At 64.6% G+C, this 26,952-nt stretch carries 23 protein-coding genes and 1 tRNA gene; 11 read left to right on the top strand and 13 right to left on the bottom strand.

The genetic code is table 11. The features are described from left to right. Positions 1-400: 400 nt before the first annotated feature. Positions 401-838, bottom strand: a complete 438-nt coding sequence (locus NJH59_RS02330) for a hypothetical protein (RefSeq protein ID WP_043864571.1) — start codon at positions 836-838, stop codon at positions 401-403. Positions 839-946: 108 nt separating this feature from the next. On the opposite strand from NJH59_RS02330, the gene NJH59_RS02325 reads away from it, so the two are divergent. Further along, positions 947-1,390 (top strand): universal stress protein, encoded by a 444-nt coding sequence (locus NJH59_RS02325; protein WP_043864572.1) that lies wholly within the window; start codon positions 947-949, stop codon positions 1,388-1,390. A 42-nt stretch (positions 1,391-1,432) separates the two neighbouring features. On the opposite strand, the gene NJH59_RS02320 is transcribed toward NJH59_RS02325, so the two are convergent. Next, positions 1,433-3,352, bottom strand: coding sequence for an ATP-binding cassette domain-containing protein (locus NJH59_RS02320; protein WP_253086294.1), 1,920 nt, complete (start codon positions 3,350-3,352; stop codon positions 1,433-1,435). A gap of 210 nt (positions 3,353-3,562) precedes the next feature. Here NJH59_RS02320 and NJH59_RS02315 point away from each other — a divergent pair, with 210 nt between their 5' ends. Further along, on the top strand, positions 3,563-5,491 hold the full coding sequence (locus NJH59_RS02315; protein WP_043864574.1) for a transglycosylase SLT domain-containing protein: 1,929 nt from the start codon (positions 3,563-3,565) through the stop codon (positions 5,489-5,491). 97 nt (positions 5,492-5,588) lie between these two features. Here the strand turns inward: NJH59_RS02315 and NJH59_RS02310 are convergent, their stop codons facing one another. Both NJH59_RS02310 and NJH59_RS02305 read right to left on the bottom strand, forming a co-directional pair. Further along, the gene (locus tag NJH59_RS02310; protein WP_253086293.1) at positions 5,589-6,392 is read right to left on the bottom strand and encodes an MOSC domain-containing protein; all 804 of its coding nucleotides are present in this window, start codon (positions 6,390-6,392) and stop codon (positions 5,589-5,591) included. A 75-nt stretch (positions 6,393-6,467) separates the two neighbouring features. Beyond that, positions 6,468-7,403 carry a chemotaxis protein CheV gene (locus NJH59_RS02305; protein ID WP_043864576.1) on the bottom strand — a complete coding sequence of 312 codons (936 nt, stop codon included), beginning with the start codon at positions 7,401-7,403 and terminating at the stop codon, positions 6,468-6,470. A gap of 397 nt (positions 7,404-7,800) precedes the next feature. Here NJH59_RS02305 and NJH59_RS02300 point away from each other — a divergent pair, with 397 nt between their 5' ends. The 3 genes from NJH59_RS02300 to NJH59_RS02290 all read left to right on the top strand — a co-directional run bounded on the left by NJH59_RS02300 (position 7,801) and on the right by NJH59_RS02290 (position 10,267). Beyond that, the gene (locus NJH59_RS02300) at positions 7,801-8,262 is read left to right on the top strand and encodes a hypothetical protein (protein ID WP_043864577.1); all 462 of its coding nucleotides are present in this window, start codon (positions 7,801-7,803) and stop codon (positions 8,260-8,262) included. Between the two features lie 459 nt (positions 8,263-8,721). Next, positions 8,722-9,618: a sensor histidine kinase gene (locus NJH59_RS02295; RefSeq protein ID WP_043864578.1), complete on the top strand. Its 897-nt coding sequence runs from the start codon at positions 8,722-8,724 to the stop codon at positions 9,616-9,618. Next, entirely contained in the window at positions 9,608-10,267 is a 660-nt protein-coding gene (locus NJH59_RS02290) for a response regulator transcription factor (RefSeq protein ID WP_043864579.1), read from the top strand. The genes NJH59_RS02295 and NJH59_RS02290 overlap by 11 nt, the downstream gene beginning before the upstream one ends. Here NJH59_RS02290 and yegS read toward each other — a convergent pair. Further along, entirely contained in the window at positions 10,251-11,150 is a 900-nt protein-coding gene (yegS, locus tag NJH59_RS02285) for a lipid kinase YegS (protein WP_043864580.1), read from the bottom strand. The genes NJH59_RS02290 and yegS overlap by 17 nt on opposite strands. A 301-nt stretch (positions 11,151-11,451) precedes the next feature. On the opposite strand from yegS, the gene NJH59_RS02280 reads away from it, so the two are divergent. Next, the gene (locus NJH59_RS02280; protein ID WP_043864581.1) at positions 11,452-12,906 is read left to right on the top strand and encodes a mannose-1-phosphate guanylyltransferase/mannose-6-phosphate isomerase; all 1,455 of its coding nucleotides are present in this window, start codon (positions 11,452-11,454) and stop codon (positions 12,904-12,906) included. A gap of 65 nt (positions 12,907-12,971) precedes the next feature. Then, a complete protein-coding gene (locus NJH59_RS02275) occupies positions 12,972-14,216 on the top strand; it encodes a glycosyltransferase family 4 protein (RefSeq protein WP_043864582.1) in 1,245 nt (414 codons plus the stop codon). Here NJH59_RS02275 and glp read toward each other — a convergent pair. Together glp and moaB are read right to left on the bottom strand one after the other, a co-directional pair. Further along, the gene (gene glp, locus NJH59_RS02270; RefSeq protein WP_253086292.1) at positions 14,205-15,431 is read right to left on the bottom strand and encodes a gephyrin-like molybdotransferase Glp; all 1,227 of its coding nucleotides are present in this window, start codon (positions 15,429-15,431) and stop codon (positions 14,205-14,207) included. The two genes, NJH59_RS02275 and glp, sit on opposite strands and share 12 nt — an antisense overlap. Then, positions 15,415-15,954: a molybdenum cofactor biosynthesis protein B gene (moaB, locus tag NJH59_RS02265; RefSeq protein WP_043864584.1), complete on the bottom strand. Its 540-nt coding sequence runs from the start codon at positions 15,952-15,954 to the stop codon at positions 15,415-15,417. Before moaB ends, glp begins: the two co-directional genes overlap by 17 nt. 200 nt (positions 15,955-16,154) lie before the next feature. On the opposite strand from moaB, the gene NJH59_RS02260 reads away from it, so the two are divergent. Together NJH59_RS02260 and NJH59_RS02255 are read left to right on the top strand one after the other, a co-directional pair. Then, positions 16,155-16,376, top strand: coding sequence for a YgdI/YgdR family lipoprotein (locus tag NJH59_RS02260; RefSeq protein WP_043864585.1), 222 nt, complete (start codon positions 16,155-16,157; stop codon positions 16,374-16,376). Positions 16,377-16,455: 79 nt separating this feature from the next. Next, positions 16,456-16,532 (top strand) — tRNA-Pro (locus tag NJH59_RS02255). Positions 16,533-16,674: 142 nt separating this feature from the next. On the opposite strand, the gene mqo is transcribed toward NJH59_RS02255, so the two are convergent. The 3 genes from mqo to NJH59_RS02240 all read right to left on the bottom strand — a co-directional run bounded on the left by mqo (position 16,675) and on the right by NJH59_RS02240 (position 22,224). Further along, positions 16,675-18,261, bottom strand: a complete 1,587-nt coding sequence (mqo, locus tag NJH59_RS02250) for a malate dehydrogenase (quinone) (protein ID WP_054916197.1) — start codon at positions 18,259-18,261, stop codon at positions 16,675-16,677. Positions 18,262-18,624: 363 nt separating this feature from the next. After that, complete coding sequence (locus NJH59_RS02245) at positions 18,625-20,250, bottom strand: methyl-accepting chemotaxis protein (protein ID WP_213606015.1); 1,626 nt, start codon at positions 20,248-20,250, stop codon at positions 18,625-18,627. 210 nt (positions 20,251-20,460) lie between these two features. Next, entirely contained in the window at positions 20,461-22,224 is a 1,764-nt protein-coding gene (locus NJH59_RS02240; RefSeq protein WP_043864588.1) for an ABC transporter transmembrane domain-containing protein, read from the bottom strand. 248 nt (positions 22,225-22,472) lie between these two features. Between NJH59_RS02240 and NJH59_RS02235 the strand changes: the two genes are divergently transcribed. Next, the gene (locus NJH59_RS02235; RefSeq protein ID WP_167400204.1) at positions 22,473-22,643 is read left to right on the top strand and encodes a PA1571 family protein; all 171 of its coding nucleotides are present in this window, start codon (positions 22,473-22,475) and stop codon (positions 22,641-22,643) included. A 119-nt stretch (positions 22,644-22,762) separates the two neighbouring features. On the opposite strand, the gene pdxB is transcribed toward NJH59_RS02235, so the two are convergent. Further along, positions 22,763-23,905: a 4-phosphoerythronate dehydrogenase PdxB gene (gene pdxB / locus NJH59_RS02230; RefSeq protein WP_088514236.1), complete on the bottom strand. Its 1,143-nt coding sequence runs from the start codon at positions 23,903-23,905 to the stop codon at positions 22,763-22,765. Between the two features lie 136 nt (positions 23,906-24,041). On the opposite strand from pdxB, the gene NJH59_RS02225 reads away from it, so the two are divergent. Beyond that, positions 24,042-25,451: an MATE family efflux transporter gene (locus NJH59_RS02225; protein ID WP_317618635.1), complete on the top strand. Its 1,410-nt coding sequence runs from the start codon at positions 24,042-24,044 to the stop codon at positions 25,449-25,451. On the opposite strand, the gene tusA is transcribed toward NJH59_RS02225, so the two are convergent. Beyond that, positions 25,448-25,690, bottom strand: a complete 243-nt coding sequence (gene tusA / locus NJH59_RS02220) for a sulfurtransferase TusA (protein WP_043864590.1) — start codon at positions 25,688-25,690, stop codon at positions 25,448-25,450. The genes NJH59_RS02225 and tusA overlap by 4 nt on opposite strands. Positions 25,691-25,749: 59 nt before the next feature. Beyond that, positions 25,750-26,814: a 23S rRNA (cytidine(2498)-2'-O)-methyltransferase RlmM gene (gene rlmM, locus NJH59_RS02215; protein WP_043864591.1), complete on the bottom strand. Its 1,065-nt coding sequence runs from the start codon at positions 26,812-26,814 to the stop codon at positions 25,750-25,752. Between the last annotated feature and the right edge of the window lie 138 nt (positions 26,815-26,952).

Raw genomic sequence — 26,952 nt, 5'->3', positions numbered from 1 at the left:
CCGAACGCTGGTACGAAATTCGGCACCAGGCACACCCGTCAGCGCGATAGTCGGGATTCTGCGAGCGTCATGTGACATACAAACGCTCAATTCATACGCCCGTTTGATTTGGGTACGGACACATTCACCGAAAAGCCTGCCGTTGTCAAATACCCAAAAGCACGAGCAAAACGCGACTTTACGGTCATTTTGAGCGAAGGGGTGCGGGTTCAGCCTGTAGGTGATTGGCCATCATTCATGCAGGTGATCGGCCATGGATACGCACGAAAGAGGCGGCGAAGGGATAAAGCGCAGCTACACTGAGGGCATCGAAGAAGTTTCCGGCCTGCCTGGCCTTTTTTATTCAGTTGCCGGCCCCGCCATGGGGCTGGCCCTGGCGGTCAATCACACGACTCACCGGTCACGCCAGCGCCTTGAGCAACCGGGCAATGTCCTGCAACGCTGCGGCATCCCCCTTCTCTCCCCAGCACAACGCGATCATCTGCGGGTTGGCCTCGACCTTGTAGACACTCGCCGGCAGGCGCGACAGGTGCTCGAGCACGCGCGCATCTTCGCAGGGCTCGCGCCACTGGTTGAGCCACACCCCTGGTGTCACCTGCCAGTAGCTCCAGCTGTCGGCATGCCCGCGACGGCGCGCGCAATGATACTGCGCGCAGGTATGCGGCGGCTCTTCGGGCAGCCAGTGCGGCCAGGTCTGCGGGGTGAGCTGCATGGCCAGCCCCATGCGCCGCGCCTCCAGGCGCAGGGCCATGCGCCCGCTGGTGCGACGCGAGGGCAACAGCCAGACCATGGGGCTGAGCATCAGCGCAAGGATTGACACTACTACCCAGAACGTCATATCTGTTATTCCTATAAAGACTTTGCAAATGAGCTGGTTAGCCGACATCGATGCGATCAGCCTGAAACCGACCATACTTTAACTATCGCGATTGTCAGGAGAGCCCTCATGCCCTACGAACACATTCTGGTCGCCGTCGACCTGACCGAAGAATGCGACCCGGTGATCAAGCGCGCTCGCGAGCTGGCCACGCCCAACGGCACCAAGGTTTCCCTGGTACATATCGTCGAGCCCATGGCCATGGCCTTCGGCGGCGACGTGCCGATGGACCTGTCGCAACTGCAGCAGCAACAGTTCGACCAGGCCAAGGAGCGCATGGACCGCCTGTTCAACAAGTATCCGGAGATCAACCGCGGCGATTCCCACCTGACCTACGGCCAGCCTCGCCAGGAGATTCACCAGTTGGCCAAGGACCAGAAGTGCGACCTGATCGTGGTCGGCAGCCATGGCCGCCACGGCCTGGCGCTGCTGCTGGGCTCCACCGCCAATGATGTGCTGCACGGCGCACCGTGCGATGTGCTGGCGGTACGCCTGCAGAAGAAGGCCGACTGATACCAGAAGGCCCGCTGTTGGACACAGCGGGCCTTCTTCATATCAGCTGTCGAGCTCGGCCCAACGCTCCACCAGTGTGTCCAGCTCGCCCTGCAGCTTCTCGAGGCTGGCCAGCACGGCGGTGGTCTGGTCGATTGGCCGCTGATAGAAGCCTGCATCGGAAATCTCCGCCTGCACCGCAGCCATCTTCTGCTCCAGGGCATCGATCTGCCCCGGCAGCGCCTCCAGCTCGCGCTGCAGCTTGTAGCTGAGCTTCTTCTTGCCTTCATTGACCACCGGCGCTGCCGCAGGCTCGGGTGCAACGGCCTCGACCACCGCACTGTTGAGCTCGGACTTGCCCGACTTGCTTTCGGTCACGCCGAGCAGCTTGGGCGAACCGCCCTGGCGAATCCAGTCCTGATAGCCGCCCACGTACTCACGCACCTTGCCCTCGCCTTCGAACACCAGGGTGCTGGTGACCACGTTGTCGAGGAACGCCCGGTCGTGACTGACCATCAGCACGGTGCCCTTGAAACCCGCCAGCACCTCTTCGAGCAGCTCCAGGGTTTCCACGTCCAGGTCGTTGGTCGGCTCGTCGAGCACCAGCAGGTTGGCCGGCTTGCTGAACAGCTTGGCCAGCAGCAGGCGCGCACGCTCGCCACCGGACAACGCCTTGACCGGCGTGCGTGCACGCTGGGGGCTGAACAGGAAGTCGCCCAGGTAGCTCAGTACGTGACGGCTCTGCCCATCGATCTCGATGAAGTCACGGCCTTCGGCCATGTTCTCGATCACGGTCTTTTCCAGGTCAAGCTGGTGGCGCAACTGGTCGAAGTAGGCCACTTCGAGACGCGTGCCCGACTCCACCTTGCCCGAGCTTGGCTCCAGGTCACCCAGCATCAGCTTGAGCAGCGTGGTCTTGCCGGTACCGTTGGCACCCAGCAGGCCGATACGGTCCTCGCGCTGCAGGACCATCGAGAAATCCTTGACCAGGTAAGGGCCATCGGGGTGGGCGAAGCTGACGTTTTCCAGCACCATCACCTGCTTGCCGGACTTTTCCGCCACGTCGAGCAGGATGTTGGCCTTGCCCTGGCGCTCGCGACGCTCGCTGCGTTCCACACGCAGTGCCTTTAGGGCGCGCACGCGGCCTTCGTTGCGGGTACGCCGGGCCTTGATGCCCTGGCGGATCCACACCTCTTCCTGGGCCAGTTTCTTGTCGAACAGCGCGTTGGCAGTCTCTTCGGCAGCCAGCGCGGCTTCCTTGTGCACCAGGAAGCTGGCGTAGTCGCCGTTCCAGTCGATCAACCCGCCACGGTCCAGTTCGAGGATGCGCGTGGCCAGGTTCTGCAGGAAGGAACGGTCGTGGGTAATGAACAGCACGGCGCCGCCAAAACCGCTCAGGGCATCTTCAAGCCAGGCGATGGCGCCGATGTCCAGGTGGTTGGTCGGTTCGTCGAGCAGCAGCAGGTCGGGCTCGGACACCAGCGCCTGGGCCAGCAGCACACGCCGACGCCAACCACCGGACAGCTCGGCCAGGGTCTTGTCGGCCGGCAGCTGCAGGCGGCTCAGGGTGCTGTCGACCAGTTGCTGCAAGCGCCAGCCATCGCGCGCCTCAAGGTCGCTCTGCACGTGCATGAGCTTTTCCAGGTCGGCGTCGGTGTGAATGTTCTGGCTCAGGTGGTGATACTCGGCGAGCAATGCACCGACACCGTCCAGGCCTTCGGCAACCACATCGAACACGGTGCGCCCGTCGGCCACCGGCAGTTCCTGCGGCAGCTCGCCGATCTTCAGGCCCGGGGCACGCCACACATCGCCTTCGTCGGGCTTCTGGTCGCCCTTGACCAGGCGCAGCATGCTCGACTTGCCCGTGCCGTTGCGGCCGATGATGCAGACCCGCTCACCACGGGCGATCTGCCAGGACACCTTGTCCAGCAACGGCATGGCACCGAACGCAAGGGACACATCGCTTAATTTGAGCAGGGTCATGATCTTCTCCAAAAACCGGGGGCGCATTCTACCTGAGTTGCGCCTGCTTCACATTAAGCGCGACCGGCGTGCCGACCGCAGTCCTGCATTACATGCCGATACAAGCACAATGCTTTCTTCCGCCCCCGGCAAACGGCTAAGCTTAAGCACGTAATCCCACCAGTGCTGGCGCCGCCGACACTCGTTTTGGTCAAACTGTCCGGAAGTATCATGCGCCGCAGCCTGCTCAGCCTCGTATCCTGTCTGCTTTTTTCCGCCACCGCGGCCAGCACCGTCCAGGCCGCCGATCTCACCCAGCAACGCCAGTACTACGATGAAGCCAAGCGTGCCTTGGCCAAGGGCGACAGCGGCCCTTACCGCCGTTACGAACAGGCCCTGCGTGATTATCCGCTGGAGCCTTACCTGGCTTACGACGAACTGACGGCGCGCCTCAAGAGCGCCAGCAACGCCGAGATCGAGAAGTTTCTTGCCGAGCATGGCGACCTGCCCCAGGCCAACTGGATGAAACTGCGCTGGTTGCGCTGGCTGGCAGAGCGCGGCGACTGGCAACCCTTCGTCAAGTACTACGACCCCAAGCTGAACTTCACCGAGCTCGACTGCCTCAACGGCCAGTATCAGCTCAGCCACAACCTGCGCGCCGAGGGCTACGCCACCGCCGACAAGCTGTGGCTGGTGGGCAAGTCGCAGCCAGCGGCCTGTGACGTGCTGTTCGACCGCTGGGCCGCCGAGGGCCAGCTGACCGAACAGAAGCGCTGGGAGCGCATCAAGCTCGCGGCCCAAGCGCGCAACTACGCCCTGGCCAACACCCTGATCAAAGGCCTGAACACCCTGGGCCCGCAAGGCCGTCTGCTGGTGGATGTGGCGCAGAAGCCCGAACTGCTCAACAACCCCGGGCGCTTCACCCCGGTCAACGAAGCGATGTCCGACGTGGTCAGCCTGGGCCTGCGCCGCCTGGCGCGCCAGGACCCGGAGCGGGCCATGGCGCTGCTCGACGACTACGCCAATCGCATGCATTTCTCCCGCGACGAGAAGGTGGCGATCGCCCGCGAAATCGGCCTTACCCTGGCACGGCGCTACGACCCCCGCGCCCTGGGCCTGATGACCCAGTACGACCCCGAGCTGCGCGACAACACCGTGACCGAATGGCGCCTGCGCCTGCTGCTGCGCCTGGGCCGCTGGGAAGATGCCTACGAGCTGACCAAACGCCTGCCCCAGGACCTGGCCACCACCAACCGCTGGCGCTACTGGCAGGCGCGCAGCCTGGAGCTGGCGCAGCCGAAGAACCCGCAGATTCCACTGCTGTACAAGACGGTAGCGCGAGAGCGCGACTTCTACGGGTTCCTGGCCGCCGATCGTGCACAGACCCCCTACCAGCTCAACAACAAGCCGCTGGTGCTCAGCCAGCAACTGATCAACAAGGTACGCAACACGCCCGGCGTGCGGCGCGCGCTGGAATTCCATGCCCGCGGCCAGATCGTTGACGGGCGCCGCGAGTGGTACCACGTCAGCCGTCATTTCAGCCGCGACGAGATGGTCGCCCAGGCGCGCCTGGCCTATGAAATGCGCTGGTACTTCCCGGCCATCCGCACCATCAGCCAGGCCCAGTACTGGGACGACCTGGATATCCGCTTCCCGATGGCCCACCGCGATACCCTGGTTCGCGAAGCCAAGGTACGCGGCCTGCACTCGAGCTGGGTGTTCGCGATCACCCGCCAGGAAAGCGCCTTCATGGACGATGCCCGTTCCCACGTGGGTGCCAGCGGCCTGATGCAGCTGATGCCGGCCACCGCCAAGGAGACGGCGCGCAAGTTCAACATCCCGCTGGCTTCGCCGGCGCAGGTACTGAACCCGGACAAGAACATCCAGCTGGGCGCCGCCTACCTGAGCCAGGTGCACGGCCAGTTCAACGGCAACCGGGTGCTGGCCTCGGCCGCCTACAACGCCGGCCCCGGACGCGTGCGCCAGTGGCTGCGCGGCGCCGATCACCTGAGCTTCGACGTATGGGTGGAGTCGATTCCGTTCGACGAGACCCGCCAGTACGTGCAGAACGTGCTGTCGTATTCGGTGATCTACGGGCAGAAACTCAATTCACCGCAGCCACTGGTGGATTGGCACGAGCGGTTTTTCGACGATCAGTAAGCGGTGATCAGCGCTTCGCCGGCAACGTCGAAGCGCAACCTTGTGGAGGCGACGGTGCGTGTGCAGGGGCCAGCCTTGCTGGCGAAGCGGCCCGTCGCTATTCCAGCACCTCGACCGCCATGCCCACCTCCAGCATGCCCTCGCCGTCGGCCACCAGGTTCTGGCCGAACAGCACATCCCCCTCCTTCTGCCGATAGGTCTTGAGCGTGGTCAAGGGTTCGCGATCGGGGCTGCGCTCGCCGGTCTGCGGGTCGAGGGTGGTGAGGATGCAGCGCGTGCACGGGGAAAGCACCCGAAAGGTCTGCTGGCCAATGCGAATGCGCTTCCAGCCATCCTCGGCATATGCCGCACTGCCCTCGACCACCAGATTGGGCCGAAAGCGCAGCATCTCCAAGAGGCGCCCAACCCGCTGTACCAGGTCGTCGAGCGACGCCTGGCCGATCAGCAGCAAGGGGAAACCATCGGCGAAGGCCACACGGTCGCTGTTCTCACCGTAGCCGGCCGGCAGATAGCGGGTACGCGGCTCGGGCACATGCACCAGGCGCACCGGCTTGCCGATGAAGCGGCTCAACCAGTCGGCCGCCGCATCGCCTGCATCCGGTACGCGCAGGGTGTCGCGCCAGATGGTCGCCCCACGCAGATTGGCGTCCGCCTGCGGCACCGCCACCTGCAAGGGGTCAAAACCCGGGGCACTGAGCACCAGCCCGCCATCGGCGTCGTACAGCGCCGATAACTGGCTCATCTGCGGGTAGGCGCGCTGGGTCAGGAAACGTCCGTTGTCCTGCTCCACCAGCATCCAGCGCCGGTCACCCAGCAAGCCCAGCAGGCCGCACGGCGACTGGCCCATGGCTTGCGCCTGGGCCGACTTGAGTGGGTAACGATACAACGCGCTCAGACGCATGGGCCGGCTCCGGATGATAAAGGCGCAAGCTTACACCGAAGGCCGGGCAACCGCTGCCCGGCCCTTGGTGCCGGCTCAGACGGTCGCTTCGTCCAGCATCAGGCGCTGGCGCACCACATCCACCAGCTTGTCGGGCTGGAACTTGGACAAAAAGTTGTCACAACCGACCTTCTTCACCATCGACTCGTTGAAGCTGCCCGACAAGGACGTGTGCAGTACCACGTACAGGCTGCGCAGGCGCGGGTCGTTGCGGATCTCGGTGGTCAGGCGGTAGCCGTCCATTTCCGGCATTTCGGCATCGGTGAAGACCATCAGCAACTTCGAGCACACGTCCTCACCGGCATCCGCCCAGCCTTTGAGCAGGTTGAGTGCCTTGAGGCCATCGCTGGCCACATGCATCTTCACCCCCAGCTGGCTCAGGGTTTCACGCAACTGCGCCAGGGCCACGGTGGAGTCGTCCACCAGCAGCACCTCCCGCCCTCGCGCCTGCGCCAGTACCGGGTCTTCCAGCTTGTCGCGGGACACCTTGGCGTTGTACGGCACGATTTCGGCCAGTACTTTCTCCACGTCGATGATTTCTACCAGTTGCTCGTCGACCTTGCTGATGGCCGTCAGGTAATGCTGACGCCCGGCACTGGTGGGCGGCGGCATGATCGCCTCCCAGTTCATGTTGACGATACGGTCCACGCCTCCCACCAGGAACGCCTGCACCGAACGGTTGTACTCGGTGACGATGATGGTGCTGTTGGGCCCCGGCTCCAGTGGGCGCATGCCGATGGCCTGGGACAGGTCGATCACCGGCAGGGTCTGCCCACGCAGGTTGACCACGCCGCACACATACGCATGGCGTTGCGGCATCAGGGTCAACTTGGGCATCTGCAGCACTTCCTGCACCTTGAACACGTTGATCGCGAACAGTTGGCGCCCGGCCAGGCGAAACATGAGGATTTCCAGACGGTTCTCGCCTACCAGCTGCGTCCTTTGGTCTACCGTGTCGAGAATGCCAGCCATTAAACAACCCCCAGGCGTGTCGCAAAAATTGAATTATCAACCGTGTATCGGCCGCGTTCGTCTTGGCTTGACCCCCCAAAATAAAATGCTGCGGGGGGCATTGATGTCACTTTAGCATCATGGTTTACTGCGCTGACAGTTTTGCAGTCGCGGCAGGTCATCAGCGATCACACCAAGCCAATGCCATCAGGGAAACCCCTAGCCACAATCGGGCGAGGCCTGATGTTCGCAATATCCTTTAGCCATTAATGTGACGCCATTCTCATTGCATGAATGGAGTCAGGCTTTTGCTCGCTACTGCCTTGTTGTCCACAACCAATGCTAGCGTCTTGCCAAAACACCGGCTCCAGGGCGTTTCAGCCCCCATCCGCAGTCTGCGCCTGGCAGGAAACGACTGATGTCCGACACCACTGCGGACATCAGCGCCCTACACGACTTTCAGGTCGATGCCCACGTACTGCTGACCCGCGCTCAGGAGTGCCTGTCGCACCTTGACCTGATCGGCCACGATACCGACGCGTGCGACTGCCTGCTGAACACCCTCGGCACACTGGCCGAGCGTGCCCACCTGCAGGCCCAGACGCAGATCGCCGACTTCTGTCGCCAACTCTGTCATGTGCTCGAACCGCAGCAATGCCGCGCGCGCCTTCACGCTGCACTGCCCAAGCTGAAAGCCTGCCTGAGCCTGCTGGCCTGGCAGCTTGAACTGATCGACCCGCACACCGGCCAATTGAACCTGGACCCCCAGGAGCAACTGGCCTTGCTGGAGGAACTGGAACAGACCTTCCGGCAGTTGCACGCAGAACCGGCCAAGGCGACCGCCACACCCGCCGCCCCTGCACCCGCCCTGGGCGCATGAAGTTGCACAACTAACCGGCGTGGGAAATTTCCCCGCCGCGCATCATTTCAAAGCACTTTCCCACAACACTAAGCATTAACTTACACGTGGGCGGCGAGTTTCTGTCAGCTGTATACAAAAACAATATCAGCGCATATAGGACAAGTTGTGTATCGCCACCAGTGATAGCAAAGTGCTAGACTTTGCGCCATCCGGAACGACCGTACCAGCCCGTAAAACTGACAGTTCGGACATCTTTCACGCCCCGCGACCATTTCCAAGCGAAGTGATACTATGCCCGACGCAAATTGCACACCGACAATGCACGGTGCTGAAGTTTGGCGTTTTCAGCACACTTGAAATCGTCTGATTCCAGTGTTGGCAAAACTGCACAAAGTTAAATCCAGGCGTTGCCCCAAACGCCTGTTGGGCGATATTCGACCGGCTTTCAACAGCGATACTTCAGTGGCTTCATTCCCTATGCTCTCAAGCCTCAAGACACTCAAGCGCGGCCCTCCGGGCGCTTCTCTGCTGCATTGGCTGAGCGCCCTGCTGTGCCTGGTGTCGGCGGCGGCCAACCTGTACCTGTACCTGCGTGCGGCACCGATGCCCGGCAGCCTGCTGGCACTGCAGCTGGCCGCCCTGCTCGGAATTGGCTGGCAATTGCGCCAGGCCGCGCGCTCGATCGCCATGCGCCCCCAGGAGCTGGCCCACCGCCTGCTCGAGGTACAGGAGAGCGAACGCCAGCGTCTGAGCCGCGAACTGCATGACGATATCGGCCAACTGCTGACAGCCGCCAAGCTGCAGGCAGACTGGCTGCAACGGCGCATGCCGGCCGACCTGCAGGAACACTGCGCCACATTGCGCAGCACCCTGGACGACACCCTGGCCAACGTGCGTGATGTGTCGGCGATCCTCAACCCACGCCAACTGGCGAGCCTGGGGCTTGAAGCGAGCCTGCGCGCGCACCTGCTGCGCACCCTGGAAAACACCGACGTGCACTGGAGCCTGGAGTGCAGGCAGCGCCTGGGTGGCATTCCGGAAGACATGGCCATCGCTGCCTTTCGCATTACCCAGGAAGCCGTCACCAACATTCTGCGACACGCCCGGGCACGCAACCTGAGCGTGCGCATCGAGCGCACCCCCGAAGGCCTGGCACTATCGATCAGCGACGACGGCCAGGGCTTCACGCCTGCTGCGGCCCCCGGCGAGGAGGGCCAGCGCGGCATGGCCGGCATGAGTGAACGGGTCAACCTGCTCAATGGCCGGCTGAGCGTGAACAGCCAACCCGGCCAGGGCACCCATATCGACGTACTGTTCCCCTGGCCACCGCGTGCCCGTGAACGCGCCAATACAAGTAAACCCCATGATCTGTAATCTGTTGCTGGTGGATGACCACTCCCTGATTCGCGCCGGCGTACGCGCCCTGGTCGCCGACATACCCGGCTACGCCGTGGTCGGCGAGGCCAACGACGGTAGCCAGTTGCTCGAACTGGTGCAGCGCCTGGACCCGGATATCGTGCTGCTGGACATCTCGATGCGCTCGACCGGGGGCCTGGAGGCCCTGGGCCGCCTGAAGGCTGCTGGCTGTCGCAGCAAGGTGCTGATCCTGTCGATGCACACCGACCCCGAGCTGATCATGCGCGCACTGGAAATCGGCGCCCATGGCTACCTGCTCAAGGACACCACCGCCACCGAACTGGAGCAGGCACTGGCCGCGCTGCGCAGCGACGAGCGCTACCTGAGCCCGGCCATCGCGCATACCGTGATCAACCAGGCGTTACTCCGCGCCCAGAGCAGCAAGCCCGAGGCCGTCGAGAACCACAACCTCACGGCGCGCCAGCTGGAAATCCTGCGCCTGATCGTGCGCGGCAAATCCACCCGTGAAATCGCCAACGGCCTGGGCCTGAGCATCAAGACCGTCGAGACCCACCGCTCGCAGATCATGAAACGCCTGCAGATCTACGACGTGGCGGGCCTGGTGCTGTTCGCCGTGCGCGAACAGATCATCAGCCTGGACGACTGAGCAGCGGCGACTCGGCGGGCAGGTGCACGCGCAGCGCCCCCGGCAGTGCACTGAAGCGCCAGCTGTCGCCTTGCAGCGGCTCGCCATCGAGGTTGATGTCCAGGCCTTCGGCGCTCTTGATCTCGACCCACGGCAGGCGCGCGCGAACAAACAGATTGTCCAGCCCCAGGCCCTCGCTCAGCAGGTCACGCAAAGTGCCGACCACCTCCTGCGGCGCCGGCAGGATGCTGATATCGAGCAGCCCGTCGTCCACCTGCGCCTGCGGGCACAGCACATGCCCGCCGCCGGCCTGGCGGCCGTTGCCGATTCCCAGGGCCAGCAACTGACCTTGCCAGTGAAAATCCGGACCTTGCAGCTCCACCGAGGCCGCACGCAGCTCGCTGAAACGCGACAGCCCGGTGAACAGATAGGCCGCGGCACCGATTACCTTCTTCAGGTCCTCGGAAGTGCTGGCCGTGACCTGGCTGCCGAAACCGCCGGTGGCCATGTTGAGGAACACCTGCCCGCCCACCTCGCCCAGGTCGATCGCCCGCGCCGGCAACTCCAGCAGGTTCAGAGCCTGGTCCGGCTCCAGCGGCACACCGGCAGCCCGTGCGAAGTCGTTGGCGGTACCCAGCGGCAATAGCGCCAGGCTGGCATCACCCCGGGCCTGGGCCAGCGCCTCTGCCACATCGCGCAGGGTACCGTCGCCACCACCGGCCACCAGATGCGGGTACCCCGCCGCCAGCGCCTCGTGCACCAGGCGCTGGGCGTCGCCCCCCTCCCAGGTGAGTCGAACATCGAGCTGCCAGCCGCGCTCGCGCAAGCCCATTACCGCCGCGCGCACCTCGTCGTTCATGGCCTGCTTGCCATGCAGAATCAACAATGCCCTGCGCTCACCCATAACTGCTCCCCCCCGCATTGATCACCGCCGACGGCGGTGCCGCGTCAGATGACGCCCGTGTATATCGACCGATTACAACACGGTTCCGTTGCATGCGGACCACGTCAAAAACAGCGCTTTCACACAATTGCCATTGAAAGATTCTCAATCGATGTGCATCATTCGACAAATATTTGGCCTTCACGGACGATGCCAGTGATAAAAGTCACTTTTTTGACTCATTGAGCAAAGCGCCTGCCAGGTTCACCTTTTCCCTGTTATCACACCGCCTAGCGGTGCCCAGAACACGAGGCTGAGTGAAATGAGCACACTGATCCCTTGCATCATTGCCGGTGGAGCCGGCACCCGATTGTGGCCGGTTTCACGCGAGGCCATGCCCAAGCCCTTCATGCGCATGCCCGATGGCCAGAGCCTGCTGCAGAAAACCTTCCTGCGTGCCTGCGCACTCAAGGATGTGGCCCGCGTACTCACCGTCACCAATCGCGAAGTGTTCTTCCGCACCCAGGATGAATACCGCCAGCTCAAACAGCCCGGCATCGCGCTGGACTTCATTCTCGAGCCCTGCGGGCGCAACACGGCCCCGGCGATTGCCGCCGCCGCCCTGCACTGTGCCCGTGAATACGGCGAAGACGCCCACCTGCTGGTGCTGCCCGCCGACCACCTGATCACCGACCAGGCAGCCTTCGAAGAGGCCGTGGAGCGCGCCCGCGCCCTGGCCGAGCAAGGCTGGCTGACCACCTTCGGCCTGGTGCCCACTCAACCGGAAACCGGCTTCGGCTACATCGAGAAGGGCCAGGCCCTGGATGCCCATGGCTATCGCGTGGAGCGCTTCGTCGAAAAGCCGAACGCAGAGACCGCCCAGCGCTATGTCGAGGGCGGCCAGCACCTGTGGAACGCCGGCATGTTCTGCATGCGTGCAGATGCCATCCTGCGCGAGCTGCAGCAGCACGCACCGCAGGTTCTGGATGCGGTCGGCGAATGCCTGGGGCTGAGCCAGAGCAAACAGGGCAGCAACAGCCTGCAACTGGAACTGGATGCCACCAGCTTCGCGCAGGTTGCCGACATCTCCATCGACTACGCCGTGATGGAGCGTTCCACCCAGGTGGCAGTGCTGCCCAGCCAGTTGGGCTGGAGTGACATCGGCTGCTGGCGGGCGGTGCGCAGCCTGGCCCAGGGCGATGCCCAGGGCAACCAGTGCAACGGCGAGACCGTGCTGCACGACGTGAGCAACTGCTACATCGATTCGCCTCGCCGCCTGGTGGGCGCCATCGGCCTGGACAACCTGATCATCATCGACACCCCCGACGCCCTGCTGATCGCCGACGCGAGCCGCAGCCAGGAGGTCAAGCTGATTGCCCAGCAGCTCAAGCGCCAGGACCACGACGCCTATCGCCTGCACCGCACCGTGACGCGCCCCTGGGGCACCTACACCGTGCTCGAGGAAGGCCCGCGCTTCAAGATCAAGCGCATCATGGTACGCCCGCAGGCCTGCCTGTCCCTGCAGATGCACCATCACCGCAGCGAACACTGGATCGTGGTCAGCGGCATGGCCTGCGTGACCAACGGCGAAGAGGAATTTCTGCTCGACACCAACGAGTCGACCTTCATCAAGCCGGGGCGCGAGCATCGCCTGAGCAACCCCGGGGTGATCGATCTGGTAATGATCGAGGTGCAAAGCGGCGAATACCTGGGCGAGGACGACATCGTGCGCTTTACTGATATCTATGGACGCGCCCCGGCAGCAGCGATCGGCTGAGGCCCGCCAGGCGCGTTTTCGCATTCAGCCTGTCGACGCCCCTGCGGCAAGAGAGGAAGTGGGTCATGCGCGTACTCTGGACACTGCCTTACCTGCCCTGGCCCACCACCAGCGGCAGCAAGGCCCGGCAATACCACCTGTTGCGTGGCCTGGCTGAACGCGGGCACAGGATCACGCTGCTGGTGCACTCGAAAGTTCCGCTTGGCGAGGCAGCCCGACAGGCACTGGAGCCACTGCTCGAGCGCCTGATCGTGTTGCCGCGAAGGCCTTTGCGCAGCCCGCTCAACCTGCTGGCGGCGCTGTACGTCGGCTACCCGATGCGGGCCAGCACCAACGGCCTGGCGCCCCACCTGCGCCACTGCTTCGAAACGTTGCTGCGCGAGCAGTGGGATGTGATCCAGATCGAGCACAGCTACAGTTTCCAACCCTTCGAAAAGGCCCTGCAAGCCAGCGGCCTGCCTTTCATGGTCAGCGAGCATCATGTGGAGTCGGACACCGGCGCGGTGTGCCAGGACCGCCTGCCTCTGTGGCTGCGCCCGTTCAACAGCTTCGACCGCTGGCGCTACCGGCGCTGGGAGTCGCGGGTGCTGCGCCAGGCCAGCGAAGTGGTGGCCGTCAACCCGCGCGATGCCGAACAGATCCGCCAGTTCACCGGCCGCCCTGCCGAGGTGGTGATCAACGGCGTGGACTACGAGTACTACCAGCACATCAGCGCCTGCCCGCACAGCCAGCGCCTGCTGCTGGTGGGCAACTTCGAATACGGCGCCAACCTGGAGGCGCTGGAGTGGGCGCTGGAGGAGATCCTGCCGCAGGTATGGCTGAGCAACCCGGCCGTGCGCCTGGCGGTGGTCGGACATGCCCTGCCCACCCAGTGGAAGCTGCGCTGGAACGACCCGCGCATCGAATGGATCGGCTACCTGCCCGACCTGCGTGAGCTGCAACGCCACTCGGCGCTGTTCTTTGCCCCGCTGCGCCATGCCGGCGGGTGCAAGATCAAGTTGCTCGAGGCCATGGCCGCAGGCCTGCCGGTGGTCACCACCACCCAGGGCGCAGCGGGGTTGGCAGTGCGCAACGGCGAGCATTACCTGGGTGGGGACGACACCGACACGCTGGCACTGATCATCACCCGCCTGCTGAGCCACCCGACGCGCATGCAGCAGTTGTCCGATGCCGCGCGCCAGTTCGTGCGCGAGCAGCATGACTGGAGCAGGGCCGCCGCGCAGCTGGAGAGCGTGTATGCGCGCCTCGCCGCGCAGGCCCCACTGGGCAACGACCGGGTTGCCCGGGGCCTGCTGCCGTCAGCCGAGTAGCTCGCTGAGGGGGATGAACTGCACGCTGTCGCCCTTGCCGGGCGCAGTGCCCTCGCGCACCTCCACCAGGCCCTCGGCCCACGCGGCGCTGCGCAGCACACCCGAGCTCTGGTTCTTGTAGATCAGCGCCTGGCCCTGCTCCATGCGCGCGCGCAGGTATTCGCGGCGATTGCCTGGCTTGGGCCAGTCGAAACCGGCAGGCACGCTGAACTGCAGCGGCGTCACGTCCTGCACACCCTGGCGGCGCAACAGGTACGGCCGGGTGAGCAGGCCGAAGGTGACCAGGGTCGACGCCGGGTTGCCTGGCAGGCCGATCACCGGCACCCCGCGAAAATGCCCGAAGGTCAGCGGCTTGCCGGGCTTGATCGCAAGCTTCCACAGCGACAGCTCACCTTCTTCGCGCAGGGCGATACCCAGGTAATCGGCCTCGCCCACCGATACACCACCGGTGGACAGAATCAGGTCCACGTCCTTGAGCTGGCCCAGGCGCTCACGGGTCAACGCCAGATCATCGGGCAGGATGCCGGCGTCCTTCACCTCGCAGCCCAGGCGCTGCAGCCAGCTGACCAGCAGGCGCCGGTTGCTGTTGTAGATCTGCCCGGGGCCCAGGGGCAGCCCCGGCTCGACCAGTTCGTCGCCGGTGGAAAGCACCGCCACCCGCACCTTGCGCACTACCGACAGCACCGCGCAGCCGAGCGAGGCAGCCAGGCCCAGCTCGACCGGACCGAGGCGGGTCCCGGCGTCCAGCACGGTTTCACCTGCCCGGGTTTCCTGGCCCTGCGGGCGCACGTTGAGCCCGGCACTGAGCGGCTCGGTGAAACACACGCGTTGATCGGGCTGAACGTCGGCGTTCTCCTGCATCTCGACGCAGTCGGCCCCTGCCGGCAGCGGCGCACCGGTAAAGATGCGCGCACAGGTACCCGGCTCCAGAGGCGCAGGCGCCTGCCCGGCCTGAATGCGCTGGCTCACCACCAGCGGCGCGCCCTGCCAGTCGGCGTGGTGCAGTGCGTAGCCGTCCATGGCGCTGTTGGGCCAGGGCGGCAGGTCAAGGCCGGCGACCAGCGCCGTGGCCAGCACACGGCCCTCGGCAGCAGCCAGTGGCACCTCTTCGCAGTCTTCGATGCGCGCCGCTTCGGCCAGCGCCAGCAAGCGCTCCAGTGCCTGCTCCACGGGCAGCAGCGGCTTTGCCGCAACAGGCTCAGCCACGGCTTTCACACGGCGCCGCCTGCTTGAGGTGCGCGACGAAATTGCACGGGCGATGGCGTACATCCAGTTGCTCGGCAAGAATCCCGTCCCAGCCGGTGCGTACCGCGTTGGTCGAGCCGGGCAGGCAGCACACCAGCGTACCGTTGGCCAGCCCGGCCAGGGCGCGGGACTGCACGGTGGAGGTGCCGATATCGGCCAGGGAGATATGCCGGAACAGTTCACCGAAGCCGTCGACCTGCTTGTCGAGCAGGCAACCGACCGCCTCGGGGGTGCTGTCGCGGCCGGTGAAGCCGGTGCCGCCCGTGATCAGTACCACCTGCACCTGCTCGTCGGCGATCCAGGTAGCGACCTGCGCGCGAATCTTGTAGAGGTCGTCCTTGAGCAGTACACGGGCGGCCAGCGCGTGGCCGGCAGCAGTCAGGCGGTCGACGAACACCTGGCCGGAGGTATCGGTTTCCAGGGTGCGGGTATCGCTGACGGTCAGCACGGCAATGTTCAGCGGCACGAACGGTACATCAGCCTTGGCTTTCATGAGGAAGGTGAATCCATGACAGGGAAAGAATGCCGCCAGTTATATCACAGCCCTCCCCGCGCCCGCCCGCCAGCGGCCGATTGCATTGTTCCCGATCAATGACGCGGTTCAGCCGCTATGCTCAAGTTGCGAGGAACTTGCTGGGACGCGATGCGTCTCAATGACATGACCCGCAACTTCCCCCTCAATGGAGAAAGAATATGATTCAACGGACCCTCCCCGCTTTCCTGCTCGCCCTGGGCCTGGGCACCCTCGCCGGGTGTGCTTCGCCTACCGTGATCACGCTGAATGACGGACGTGAGATCCAGGCGGTCGACACCCCCAAGTACGATGAAGATTCGGGCTTCTATGAAATCGAACAGCTCGACGGCAAGAGCACCCGGATCAACAAGGACCAGGTCCGCACCGTGAAAGAGCTGTAAAAGGCAGTACAGACGGCAAGCTTCAGGCCCCTCGCCGGGGCTTGCCGGTCGCGTTTTTTTTTGAGTAGAATTTTGTCATCGGAGTGTAGCGCAGCCAGGTAGCGCGTCTCGTTCGGGACGAGAAGGCCGCAGGTTCGAATCCTGTCTCTCCGACCAGATCGGCAAAAACCACAAAGCCCGCTTTTGCGGGCTTTGTGGTTTCTGGCTGTACTGCATCCGCTGTGGCTCAAACCCGCCCCCACGAGGATGTCAATCATCCGGTGGGGGCGGGCTCGATCCGCGAAGCGTCAACCCGACGTTACTGCGCGGCCACCGCCGTCTCGTCCGGCAGCACCGGCACGAACAGCAGGTTCAGGCGCGAGCTGCTCCACTCACGGGTCTTGTTGGTCAGCTCGAGGTTGTTGTTGAGCTTCTGACCATAGGTCGGCACGATCTGCTTCAGCTTGGCCTGCCATTCAGGGGTCTTGATACGGTCCTTGAAGGTCTTTTCCAGCACGGTCAGCATGATCGGTGCGGCGGTGGAGGCACCTGGCGAGGCGCCCAGCAGCGCGGCGATGGTGCCGTCCTGCGAAGCCACCACCTCGGTACCGAACTGCAGGATGCCACCGTGCTCGGGATCCTTCTTGATCACCTGGACGCGCTGGCCGGCCTGCAGCAGTTTCCAGTCTTCGTTCCTGGCGTTGGGGAAGTACTCGCGCAGGGCATGCATGCGGTCTTCGAAGCTCAGCATCAACTGGCCCATCAGGTAGGTGCTCAGGTCGATGTTGTCGATACCGGCATGGGTCATCGGCATGATGTTGTGGGTGGTCAGTGCCGAGAACATGTCCAGCAGCGAACCGTTTTTCAGGAACTTGGTGGAGAAGGTCGCGAACGGGCCGAACAGCAGCACTTCCTTGCCATCGATGACACGGGTGTCCAGGTGCGGTACAGACATCGGCGGCGCACCGACCGAGGCCTTGCCGTACAGCTTGGCCTTGTGGCGTTTGACGATGTCCTGGTTGTCGGTCATCAGGAACTGGCCGCCCACCGGGAAGCCGGCATAGCCGTCAGCTTCCGGGATGCCGGACTTCTGCAGCAGCTTGAGCGCGCCACCACCGGCACCGATGAACACGAACTTGGCCTTGACGCTGGTTTCGACGCCCTTGTTGGCGAGGTCGGCAACCACCACGGTCCAGGTGTTGTCGGCGTTGCGCACGATGTCGCGCACTTCGTGCGAGGTGTGCAGCTTGACGTTGTCATGCTGGGTCAGCGAAGCGAACAGCTGGCGGGTGATCTCGCCGAAGTTCACGTCGGTACCGATCGGCATGCGCGTTGCGGCAATCTTCTGGTCGGCGGCACGGCCTTCCATCACGATCGGCACCCACTTCTGGATCTGCGCGTGGTCTTCGGAGTACTCCATGCCACGGAACAGCGAACTGTGCTGCAGGGCCGCATGACGTTTCTTGAGGAACTCGACGTTCTTGTCGCCCCACACAAAGCTCATGTGCGGCACGTTGTTGATGAACGAGGTCGGGTTGTTCAGCACCTTCTGCTCGACCTGGTAGGCCCAGAACTGCTTGGAGATCTCGAACTGCTCGTTGACGCCCACCGCCTTGCTGATGTCCATCGAACCGTCAGCCGCTTCGCTGGTGTAGTTCAGCTCGCAGAACGCAGAGTGGCCGGTACCGGCGTTGTTCCAGGCGTTGGAGCTTTCCTCGGCCACCTTGTCCATGCGCTCGTACACGTCGATGGACCAATCCGGCTCCAACTCGTTGAGGTAGGTCCCCAGGCTTGCACTCATGATGCCGCCGCCGATCAGCAGCACGTCGACGGTCTTTTCCGGTTCACTGGGCTTGGAGCAACCCATGACGCTCAGGCACAAGAGCGTCAGCAGGATTTTTTTCATAGTTCAATCCAATTGAAGTGAAGTGATTGGCAATGACCATCACGCCCGCAGTGCACGCCCGTCTCTTGTGGTTCTGCGCGCGCAGGCCATGGCTCAAGGCATGGCGTCCAGGCCTTCGAGGCTGGCTGGCGGCTGGGGTATCGAGGGTGCGGGGAACGGTCTGACGCCATGGCTGCCGTAGCAGCCCTGAATGTTTCGCAAGGCTTAAGCCTGGGTCGCCATAAGCAGAAAGCGGGCCAACTTGCACAAGACCAACGGCTAATAGCTAGGACCTGTGGTCGCACCCCATCGTTGATGGTTTTGCTGGCGACAATCCGCCACATTGCCCGACATAAGGGCCGGCAGGTGGCGGATTTCCCCCGGTCAGGCCCGCAGGCGCGCCGTCACCTCGCCCAACCGACCCGACAGGTCGTGCAAGTGCTGCCCGGCCTGCTCGGTCCGCTGCACGGCGCCCTGATTGGCGGTGGCGATGCGGGTGATCTCCACCAGGTTGCAGGACATGTCTTCGGCCACGCTGGTCTGTTCCTCGGCGGCGGTGGCGATCTGGCGGTTCATGTCGCGGATGGCCTCCACCGCCTGGGTGATGCGCTGCAACATGGCACCGGCACGCTGTACCTGTTCGGCCCCCTCCTCGCTGCGGGCCTGGCCGTTCTCGATGGCCTTGACCGCCTCCAGCGCGCCCGACTGCACGGCGCTGATGATCTGGTTGATCTCGGCGGTGGACGCCGCCGTGCGCTGGGCCAGGTTGCGCACCTCGTCAGCCACCACCGCGAACCCGCGACCGGCCTGGCCGGCACGGGCCGCCTCGATGGCAGCATTGAGCGCCAGCAGGTTGGTCTGCTCGGCGATAGCGCGGATCACCTCCAGCACCTTGCCGATACGGGCGCTGTCCTGTTCCAGATGGCGAATCACCGCCGCCGTGCCGGCGATGTCCCGGTTGACCGCGTCGATGGTGGCAATGGTCGACTGCATCACCTGCTCGCCGGCCTGGGCACTGTGGTCGGCATCATCCGCGGCGCGCGCCGCGTCCGCCGCATGGCGGGCCACCTCCTGGGCAGTGGCGGACATTTCCTGCATGGCCGTGGCCACCTGGTCGGTCCGCTGGAACTGGTCTTCGGTGCCCCGCGCCATGCCGCCGGCCAGGCTGCGCAGCTCGCCGCTGGCGGACTCCAGCTCCCGGGCGTTGTCCTGCAGGCGCCCTACCGTGTCGGCCAGAAAATCGCGCAAGGTATTGGCAGCCACCGCCAGGCGCCCCAGCTCGTCATGGCGCCCGCAGGCCACGCGGGCATCGAAGCGGCCCTGGCTCAGGTGTGCCACGTATTCGATCAGGCGTCGAATCGGCTCGATCAGGCTGCGATCAACCAGCCACAGGCTCAGCAGCGCAATCAGCAGCGCCGAGCCGAGCATCACCAGCAGCCCCAGCCACACCGTACGCTGCGCGCGGGCATCGATGGCCGCCGCCTGCACCTGGGCATCGGCACGCAACTGGCTGACCAGTTCGCTCATCTGTTCGCTGGCCGCGCGGTCCACGCCCTTCACTGCCTGGTCCCCGACAGCGGGGTCGGCCCCTGCCGCGATGAACGCATCGCGACCGCGGGCGTAGGCAGCACCCAGTTGCGCGTGGCTGTCCTTGAGTGCCTGAAGGCGCGTTCTGAGCCCCGCATCGTCGGCGTTGGCCCGCACCAGCTGGGCCAGCAGCGCCTGCACCTGCTGTTCACGCGCCGAAAACTGCTGCCAGTACTTGTCCCGCTCGACCGGCTGCTTGCCGCGCAGCAATACGTTCTTCCATTCCTGCACCTGCACCTTGAACTGCAGGTTGGCTTCGTCGATCAGTTGCGAAGCCAGTATCGGCCCCTCCACCAGCTGGCCGTAGCCACGCACGCTGGCCGACAGGAACTGAAAGCACACCAGGGCGATCAGCAACATCGCCAGCAGGCTGCCAGCCAGCAGGGCGAGAATTTGCAGCCGCAGGGATTTACGCACGAACATCGCAAGGGTCTCGGAACAAGAGGATAGGAAAGCTGGCGCGCCACCTGCCGCACCAGTCAAAGACGTCCTTGTCCTCGTTCACCGGGCAAAAAAAAGCTGCCATCGAGCGATGGCAGCAAACTGCATTGAGCATTACGCAACAGCTGATCCGATACTCTCAGGGGATTGCTACAGAAATGTTACAGACGTACAAAATCTGTAACATTTCCTTCATGCGCTGTTGAACTGCAAGGCGGCAAGCCGCGCATACAGCGGGTTCTCGGCAATCAGCTGGCGATGGGTGCCCACCGCGACCAGCCGGCCCTGGTCGATCACGGCGATACGGTCGGCGTGCTGCACCGTGGCCAGGCGATGGGCGATGACCAGCGTGGTGCGCCCGGCCATGAGGGCTGGCAAGGCCTGCTGGATCAGGTGCTCGCTTTGTGCGTCGAGGGCACTGGTGGCCTCGTCCAGCAGCAGGATCGGCGCGTCCACCAGCAGCGCCCGGGCAATGGCCAGGCGCTGGCGCTGACCACCGGAAAGCCCAAGCCCGGCATCGCCCAGGTGCGTCTGGTAGCCCTGGGGCAACTGCAGGATGAATTCATGGGCATGCGCGCTGCGCGCCGCTGCCTCGACCTCGGCACTGGTAGCCTCGGCACGCCCGTAGCGGATGTTGTCTTCGACCGTGCCGAAGAACAGCGCCGGGTTCTGCGCAACCAGTGCGAAATGCCGACGCAGGTCCTGCGGGTCGAGCCGGGTCAGTGGCTGGCCGTCGAGCAGTATCTGCCCCTGCTGCGGGTCGTAGAAGCGCAGCAGCAGGTCGAACAGCGTCGACTTGCCCGCCCCCGAAGGCCCGACCAGGGCCAGGGTCTCGCCAGGCACCACCGTCAGGCTCAGGCCGTCGATAGCCGCCGGGGTGGGCCGCGAGGGGTAGGCAAAATGCACCTCCTGCAGTTCGAGGCGGCCACTGACCCTGGGAGGCAGGCGCTCCAGCCCTTCGTCGGGGGCGTGGATCTCGCTGCGTGCCGCCAGCAGCTCGGCGATCCGCTCGGCTGCGCCTGCGGCCCGTTGCAGCTCGCCGATCACTTCGCTGAGGGTGCCGAAGGCGCTGCCGACGATCAGGCTGTAGAACACGAACGCCGCCAGCTCGCCGCCGGAAATACGCCCGGCGATCACGTCCATGCCACCGACCCACAGCATCACACCGACCGCCCCGAGCACCAGCACGATCACCAGGGTGATCAGCCAGGCGCGCTGCACGATTCGCTGGCGGGCGGTGGTAAAGGCAGCCTCCACGGTCAGGCCGAAACGCTGCTGGTCACGGGCCTGGTGGTTGTAGGCCTGCACGGTCTTGATCTGGCCGAGGGTTTCGGCCACGTAGCTGCCCACGTCGGCGATGCGATCCTGACTCTGGCGCGACAGGCCGCGCACCCGCCGGCCGAAGATCAGGATCGGCGCCAGCACCAGCGGCAAGGCCAGCACCACGATACTGGTGAGCTTGGGGTTGGTGACAAACAGCAGCACGATGCCGCCCAGCACCATCAGGGCATTGCGCAGGAACAGCGAGAGCGACGAGCCGATCACCGATTGCAGCAGCGTGGTGTCGGTGGTCAGGCGCGACTGGATCTCCGAACTGCGGTTGCTTTCGAAAAAGCCCGGGTGCAGGTAAACCAGGTGGTCGAACACCTGCTGGCGTATATCCGCCACGCACCGCTCGCCGATCCACGACACCAGGTAGAAACGACTGAAGGTACCCACCGCCAGTGCCAGCACCAGCAACATGAACAGGCCGATGGACTGGTTGAGCAGGTGTGGCGACTGGGTCATGAAACCCTGGTCCACCAGCAGGCGAATGCCCTGGCCCATGGACAGCGTGATACCCGCAGTGACCACCAGCGCCAGCAGTGCGGCCATGGCCTGTTTGCGGTAAGGGCGAATGAAACGCCAGGCCAGGCGCAGGGCCTGGCGCTGGCGAGCAGAAAGAAGGCTGGGCATGAAGGTCTTCGTTTATCCGGAGTATGCAGGTCAGCCTACACCCGACCACCGGTCAGGCGCCAAGGAACTCTGCAGCGCGTGGGGCATCACTGACAAGACCAGGCAACAAGTTCACTAGAGCGTTTCGTTCTAAAGTGCCGCTGGAGATTTGTCTGACTTTCTGTTGGACTGGAGGTGTGACAGGGCTGTCATGGTGCGGTCATGTCGCGGATCTAGTCTGAGCTTGCAACCTGATGAGGAGACAGGAAATGAGCTTGCAAAACAGCAATACCCAAGCGCAACGCCCAAGCCATCCGAACCCGGCGTGCGGGTCGATCATCGATGCCCAGGGTCGGGAAATCGAGATCACCGAAGACATGATCAGAAAAGCCTGCGAGGACCTGGAGAAAAGCCGGGTAGAGCTCGCCAAGAAAGCCTGACCCCTATTCAAATCAACCCGGCCCTGGTGCCGGGTTTTTTATGCCTGGTGTAAAGCCCGCTTCGCCGGCAAGGCCGGCGCCTGCAGGGAGACCCGTTGCCGGCCGGCGAAAGCAGTACCTCACACCAACAGGCCACCCAACGCCTTGACCATCTGCTGCAACTGCGGCGCATCACCCTCGATGCGCACCATCAGCCCCTCGATCTCGCGCCGCGGCGGGTACTGTTTGCGCAACACATCGAAGGCCGCGCGCTGGGCCTGCGGGTCACGGTCAAGGCTGCGACGAAAATCCGCATCGTCGCGGCGCGGGTCGTACACCGCACGGCACAGTGTGGCCAGAGCCCAGGCCGGATCGGTTTCGGCCTGCAGGCTGAGCTGCGCCAGCCATGGGCGCGGCAGCAGGTCGGCCAGGCGCACCGTTTCGGCCTCGCCCCGCCAGGCGCAGAACGCCTGGTAGATCTGCGCCGTGCCGCGCTGCTTGCCATCCAGGCTGTAGCCGGCGATATGCGGGGTGGCAATCACGCACAGGTCGGCCAGCGCCTGATCGACCTGCGGCTCGCCCTCCCACACATCCAGCACCGCCTGCACATCGTCACGCGCCTGCAGCAGGCTGCGCAATGCCGCATTGTCGACCACCGGGCCGCGGCTGGCGTTGATAAGCCAGGCGCCGGGGCGCAGTTGCGCCAAGCGCTCGGCGTCCAGCAGGTGCCAGGTCGAATGCTCGCCGCCCTTGGTCAAGGGCGTGTGCAGGCTGATCACATCGCACTCGGCCAGCACCTGCTCCAGGTTCACGTAGTCCCCCCCCTCCTGCGCCTGGCGCAGCGGATCGCATACCCGCACCGTCCAGCCCAGCCCGCGCAGCACCTCCACCAGGCGCCCGCCGACTTCACCGGCGCCAACCACCCCGTAGGTGCGCCGCGCCAGGTCTGCGCCATCCAGCTCGGCCAGGGTCAGCAGGCTGCCCAGCACATAATCCACCACGCCCCGCGCATTGCAGCCCGGCGCGCTGGACCACTGGATACCGGCCTGGGCAAAGTAGTCCAGGGCCAGGTGATCGGTGCCGATGGTGCAGGTGCCGACGAAGCGCACCTTGCTGCCTTCGAGCAGGGCCTGGTCGACGTTTGTCACCGAGCGCACCAGCAATACATCGGCGTCCTGCACGCAGGCGCGGTCGATGCTGCGGCCCGGGTAACGGCGGATCTCGCCGAAGCCTGCGAAGAAGGCATCGAGCAGCGGTATATTCTCGTCGGCAACAATCAGCATGGCGCTCTCCTGTAAGGGAGCGCAGTGTAGGCCCATACACCCGGCTCGATCCAGCCGAGATAAAGCCCGCCGGTGTATTTCCTGACCCATGCGTCAAGGCGTAGACTAGGCGGTTTTCCGCGCCTTTATTGTGGACATCCGCCCCGTGACACAGTCGAACACCGCTACCACCCGCCTCTCCCGCCCAGCCAGGGTCGGCACTGAAGTACGCAGCCTGCTGCAGTTGGCCACGCCGATCATCATCGCCCAGCTGGCCACCACCGCCATGGGCTTCGTGGATGCCGTGATGGCTGGCCGGGTCGGCCCGAGCGACCTGGCAGCGGTTGCCCTGGGCAACTCGATCTGGGTACCGGTGTTTTTGCTGATGACCGGCATCCTGCTGGCCACCACGCCCAAGGTGGCGCAGCGCTTCGGTGCCGGTCAGCATGCCGAGATCGGCCCGCTGGTGCGCCAGGCCCTGTGGCTGGCCGGCGTGGTCGGCCTGGGCGGTTGCGGCCTGCTGCTCAGCGCCGAGCCGGTACTGCACCTGATGAAGGTCGACCCGGAACTGATCGCACCGTGCATGGGCTACCTGCAAGGCATCGCCTTCGGCCTGCCGGCGGTGGCGCTGTACTACGTGCTGCGCTGCAGCAGCGACGGCCTGGGCCGCACCCGGCCGAGCATGGTGATCGGGCTGAGCGGGCTGATGCTGAACATCCCGCTGAACTACGTGTTCATCTACGGCCACCTGGGCGTGCCAGCCATGGGCGGCGTGGGCTGCGGCTGGGCCAGCGGCATCGTGATGTGGTTCATGGCCCTGGCCATGGCGCTGTGGGTCGGCCGTGCAGCGGCCTATCGCCAGGCCCAGGTGTTCGCCCGTTTCGACTGGCCGCAATGGTCGGTGATCAAGCGCCTGCTCACGGTCGGCCTGCCGATCGGCATCGCGGTGTTCGCCGAATCGAGCATCTTCGGCGTGATCGCCCTGTTGATCGGCAGCCTGGGCTCCACCGTGGTGGCCGGGCACCAGATCGCCCTGAACGTGAGTTCGCTGGTGTTCATGATCCCGTACTCGCTGGGCATGGCGGTAACCGTGCGGGTCGGCCAGGCCATCGGTGCCGGCGACCCGCGCCAGGCGCGCTTTGCCGCCGGGGTGGGCATGGGTACGGCGCTGGCCTACGCCTGCTTTTCGGCCAGCCTGATGCTGTTGCTGCGCGAGCCTATCGCCAGCATCTACACCACGGACCTGGCGGTGATCCAGATCGCCTCGATGCTGATCGTGTATTCGGCGCTGTTCCAGTTCTCGGACGCGATCCAGGTGACTGCGGCCGGCGCCTTGCGCGGCTATCAGGACACCCGCGTGACCATGATCCTGACCCTGTTCGCCTATTGGGGCATCGGCCTGCCGGTGGGCTACCTGCTGGGGCTTACCGACCATTTCGGGCCGGCCAGCGGCCCCAGCGGGCTATGGGAAGGCCTTATCGTGGGGCTGACCTGTGCGGCGCTGATGCTGTCGGTGCGCCTGGCGCGCAGCGCACGCAAGCGCATCCGCCAGCAGCGCCGGGGTTAGGCGAGTTTCTTGCGGATCCAGTACAGGTAGGTGCCGGCATCTTCCTGCTGCTGCACCAGTTCATGGTCCAGAAACACACAGAACTTGGGGATGTCGCGGCGGGTCGAGGGGTCGGTGGCAATCACCTTGAGCAGGCCGCCGGGCGCCAGGTCGCGGATGTGCTGGTGCAGCATCATGACCGGCTCGGGGCAGTTGAGGCCGGTGGCATCCAGGGTGGCGTCGGGGGTGAGGTCGGTCATCAGGTACTCCGGGGTCAGCGGTTGTTCGGTGTTGATTGAAGGCCTTGCCGGCGAGGGTCTCAACGCGGTTTCAGATCCAGACGACGCAGGTGGCACGTCACCTCTTCACGGTCGTGATACAGCTGCTTGCAGCCGATCGACACCTTGACCTTGCGCGCCTTGAATCCGTCCTCGATACGCTCGAGCAGCCGCCGCACCTCGGCATAGCGCTGCTTCATCGGCAGCTTGAGGTTGACCACCGCCTCGCGGCACAGCCCTTCCCCCAGCCAGGTTTCCAGCAGCGCTGCGCTGCGCGCCGGCTTCTCGACAATGTCGCACACCATCCAGTCCACGGTCTGCCTGGGCTTGTAGGTAAACCCGTCGGCCATCAGGTGCTGCACCAGCCCGGTATCCATCAGGCTCTCGGCCATCGGCCCGTTGTCGATCGCGGTCACCAGCATGCCGCGCTTGACCAGCTGGTAGGTCCAGCCACCCGGTGCGGCGCCCAGGTCGACCCCGGTCATGTCGCCCGACAGGCGCTGCTCCCACTGCTCACGCGGGATGAAGTGGTGCCAGGCCTCCTCGAGCTTGAGGGTCGAACGGCTCGGCGCCTCGCGCGGAAACTTCAGGCGCGGGATGCCCATCGGCCACATCGCCGAGTTGTCCGCTGCGGCCAGGCCCACGAACACGCGCCGGCCACTGACGAAGGTCAGCAGCAGACGCGGCCTGGCCGGGTCGTCAACCAGCCGGCCAGCCTTGCTCAAGGCCTTGCACAACGGCGCCTCGAACTTGCGGCAGAAGGTAGACAGCTCTTTGCCGTCATTGGTGTCCATCACCTCCAGCCACACGCTGCCACACACCGGGTAGGCGGCCAGGTGCTCGAGCAGCACGCTGATACGGTCGGTTTCGGGCAACTCGACGAAGCTGCCGCGGGCCCACTGGCGCGGAAAGATCAGCTGCTTGAAACGCAGCTCGCGCATCAGGCGCTCGGCGCCCTCGGCGTCGTTGCACACGAACTCGGCACAGGCGCTCTGCGGCTTGCCCTTGGCATAACCGGCAACCCCCAGGCGTGCGGCATGCTCGGCGATCTCGGCGCACACTTCACCCTCGAAACCGGGCCGGCAATGCATAAACAGGGTATTCATCAACTACTCCAGAACGGCTGGCCTGCACGCCAACCCTGACCGGGCGCAACACCTGCACACGGCAAATCGGCGAATGATAAAGCAGTTTAGGAACTGGCGACACGCCCCGCCGGTCCAGTACATGGTCAGGTCCGCCAA

The sequence above is a fragment of the Pseudomonas sp. VE 267-6A genome (assembly GCF_024126555.1).
Classification (GTDB): Bacteria; Pseudomonadota; Gammaproteobacteria; order Pseudomonadales; family Pseudomonadaceae; genus Aquipseudomonas; species Aquipseudomonas palmensis.
The sequence above is the reverse complement of the archived record's forward strand: the minus strand, read 5'-3'. Positions and strand labels throughout refer to the sequence as shown.